A 2,827-nucleotide genomic window follows, 5' to 3' on the forward strand; every position below is an offset into this window, starting at 1 on the left:
CCCGTCCCGTCCCCCTGTGCGCCCCCTGCGTGCGCCGGGGTCGCGCGCCCGCCCGATCGCGGGGTCGTTCAGACTGATGCACGACGCAAGAGCCGAAGACCTCTCCTGTGGGCGCCGTATCTGTCACGATGCCGATTGGGCGGGGCATCAGGAGCGCGCCGCCGGATCGTCACACCTCTGATCAGTGGGAGAGAGTCAGGTGTACTTCGCCGCACTGCTCGCGCGCACCGAAGACGGGTGGGAAGCGAGCGACACGGAGCTCGACGACGTGGAGACCCTGTCGGATCTGACCGAGCTTGCCCGCGAGGCCTCGGACGACGACACGGTGATCGTCTTCATCGAGCAGGAGGACGCGTGGTTCGGGATCGTACGGATCGAGGGTGAGGAAGACCCTCGCATCTACGTCTCGGACGGCGCCGCCGCCGCCCGTTCCTCGTACGGGGAGATCCTCACCCGGGAGATCCTCGGCGACGACCTGGACGACATCGTCGACGAGCTCGAATCGCTGGACCTTGACGGCACGGAGGACGGGGAGCCGCTCGACGGAGACGCGGACGACGACGAGGAGACGAGCGTCGCGGCCGAGGCCGTGCCGGCCGCTCCGGTCGGCGACCGGCTGATCCTGGCGGACCTCGGGATGTCCCCGGCGGATCTGCTGGCGCTCGAAAGCGACGCGCTCGCGGAGATCGCGGACGCGCTGGGGGCCGCCGAGGTCCTGGAGGCCGTCCGCTAGTGGCACGCGCTGTACCTGTCGTACCTGTGCACGACCCCGTTCGGGACCCCTGGCGGGACGCCATGCGGCTCGCCCTCGCCGAGGCCGACGCGGCCGTGCCGGCCGGAGACGTACCGGTCGGCGCGGTCGTGCTCGGCCCCGGCGGCGCCGTGCTCGCCCGCGGGCACAACGAGCGGGAGGCGGCCGGTGACCCCACCGCGCACGCCGAGGTGATCGCCCTGCGCCGGGCGGCCGCGGCGACCGGGGAATGGCGGCTCACGGGCTGCACGCTGGTCGTGACCCTGGAGCCGTGCGTGATGTGCGCGGGGGCACTCGTCCAGTCACGGGTCGAGCGGGTGGTGTTCGGCGCGCCGGACGAGAAGGCGGGCGCGGCGGGTTCGCTCTGGGACCTCGTACGGGACCGCCGCCTCAACCACCGGCCCGAGGTGATCCAGGGCGTGCTCGGCGAGGAGTGCGCGGAGCAGCTCACGGCCTTCTTCCGCACCCGCTGACCTGCCACGGGATACGGATTTCATCGCAGCGCGAGTTTCGGCTAAGCTCTCTCTCGGTAGCGTGTCCGAGCGGCCGAAGGAGCTCGCCTCGAAAGCGAGTGTGGCGCAAGTCACCGAGGGTTCAAATCCCTCCGCTACCGCCAGCGAGAACCCCTCCGATCCGTGGAAACGGATCGGAGGGGTTCTTCTTTTCGGGGCCCTGGCCCTCCGTCAGCCGGGGTCGCCCGGGGTCAGCCGGAGGAGAGCAGGGCCATGATCCGGTCGTAGGCCGTGCTGTTCGACAGCAGGATGAAGCCCGCGAGGGCGATGAGCCAGGCCGTGTTCTCCCGGGCGTTGTCCCTGAGCCAGATGTCGATCCTGCGCAGCGGCCGGTGGACCGCGCCCTTCGAGACCAGCCGGGCCAGGGTCACGAGCACGGCCGGGGCGACCATCACCAGGCAGTAGACCGCCAGGACGGCCGCCTGGGACGGCCACGGCAGCGCCGATTCGCCCAGGGTTCCGATGGCCGCCAAGTAGGGGAACATCGTGGCCACTTCGAGGACGACGGCCAGGGTCGAGACGGTGATCAGGCCCTTCGCCGTCGAGGACCGGCCCACCGCCTGTTCCCGCCAGCGGACGAGCCGGCCGGAACCCGGCCTCTCCCGGCGCAGCAGTCCGTACCAGACGGCGAGGAGGAGGAGGGCGCCGCCCGCCACTCCCATCGCCGTGTCGCCGGCCGGCGATTCCAGCGCGCTCCTCAGGTCCTCGCGTACCGCCGCGAGGGTGCTCAGGAGCACCAGGCCGAGCACGAGGTAGCCCAGTGAGACCAGGGCGAGGTAGCCGAAGACGCGGCCGATCCGCAGCCCCGACGGCATGAGCAGGAACCAGACGGGGATGGCGATCGTGGACACGCCGAGGGTGTCGAGGAGGGCCAGGGGCAGGACCTGGCCCAGGACGTCGCCCACTACCTGACTCCGGGGAGCCACGCGTCGCGGCGCCCCTCCGCGAAGGCGATGCTCGTGAGCACCCCGGCGCTGCCGGTCCGCAGATCGCCGGAGAGCTTGTAGTTGCGCGTGCCGGGATAGTGCAGCCGGCCTTCCGCCGGGCGGATCTCGTGCAGGCCGAGCTGGTTCATGTGGCGCGCGACGAACGACCGGGCCGGCTGCTCGTGTCCGTCGCGGGCCAGGGAGGCCAGGCCCGCGATGAACCCGGACCGGCCGCGGAAGAGCCCGCTCTGGACCATCAGCTCGGGGCCGTTGGCCCGCACCAGGTCGGGGATGCCCGCGTCGGCCGGGGCCCAGCCCTCGTGCCGGGCGAACTCCGAGAGGACCAGCGCCGTGCCGAGCGAGCCGACCTCGACGTAGCCGAGGCTCCGGCGTTCGGCCTCGTTGAACTGGAGGGAGCCGTCCGCGCAGCGCACGTAGCCGGTCAGTTCGAACTCCAGCAGCTCGCGTGCCAGGTCCACCGCTACGGACTGCTCGTGGACGACACCGACCGATGCCCGCGACCCCGTGCAGGAGCCCGAAGTGGGCGACGTCGGGCGTCTCGCTCGACTTGAGCCGGGCGAGGAAGCGCCGGGCGCGGTCGGTGAGTTCCCCGCCGAGCTTCTCCGCCGTGGCCGCCG

At 71.8% G+C, this 2,827-nt stretch carries 4 protein-coding genes and 1 tRNA gene; 3 read left to right on the forward strand and 2 right to left on the reverse strand.

The window, feature by feature from the left end; all coding sequences use genetic code 11:
• Positions 1-199 precede the first annotated feature (199 nt).
• The 3 genes from AOK00_RS14285 (at position 200) to AOK00_RS14295 (ending at position 1,367) form a co-directional block, all read left to right on the forward strand.
• The gene (locus AOK00_RS14285) at positions 200-733 is read left to right on the forward strand and encodes a tRNA adenosine deaminase-associated protein (protein WP_030318175.1); all 534 of its coding nucleotides are present in this window, start codon (positions 200-202) and stop codon (positions 731-733) included.
• Positions 734-795: 62 nt separating this feature from the next.
• Positions 796-1,224, forward strand: a complete 429-nt coding sequence (gene tadA, locus AOK00_RS14290; protein ID WP_055600691.1) for a tRNA adenosine(34) deaminase TadA — start codon at positions 796-798, stop codon at positions 1,222-1,224.
• Between the two features lie 55 nt (positions 1,225-1,279).
• Positions 1,280-1,367: transfer RNA gene (locus tag AOK00_RS14295), tRNA-Ser, on the forward strand.
• A gap of 87 nt (positions 1,368-1,454) precedes the next feature.
• Here the strand turns inward: AOK00_RS14295 and AOK00_RS39055 are convergent.
• Positions 1,455-2,168, reverse strand: coding sequence for a GAP family protein (locus AOK00_RS39055; RefSeq protein WP_055600692.1), 714 nt, complete (start codon positions 2,166-2,168; stop codon positions 1,455-1,457).
• The gene (locus AOK00_RS39060; RefSeq protein WP_055600693.1) at positions 2,168-2,668 is read right to left on the reverse strand and encodes a hypothetical protein; all 501 of its coding nucleotides are present in this window, start codon (positions 2,666-2,668) and stop codon (positions 2,168-2,170) included. The genes AOK00_RS39055 and AOK00_RS39060 overlap by 1 nt, the downstream gene beginning before the upstream one ends.
• Between the last annotated feature and the right edge of the window lie 159 nt (positions 2,669-2,827).

Origin of the sequence: Streptomyces aureus, from assembly GCF_001418135.1 — a bacterium.
In the GTDB taxonomy this organism is placed as follows: domain Bacteria; phylum Actinomycetota; class Actinomycetes; order Streptomycetales; family Streptomycetaceae; genus Streptomyces; species Streptomyces aureus_A.

What these genes read in the sequence shown, in the direction of transcription:
- tadA (WP_055600691.1), top strand. Translation starts at nt 796, where the DNA reads ATGCGGCTCGCCCTCGCCGAGGCCGACGCGGCCGTGCCGGCCGGAGAC.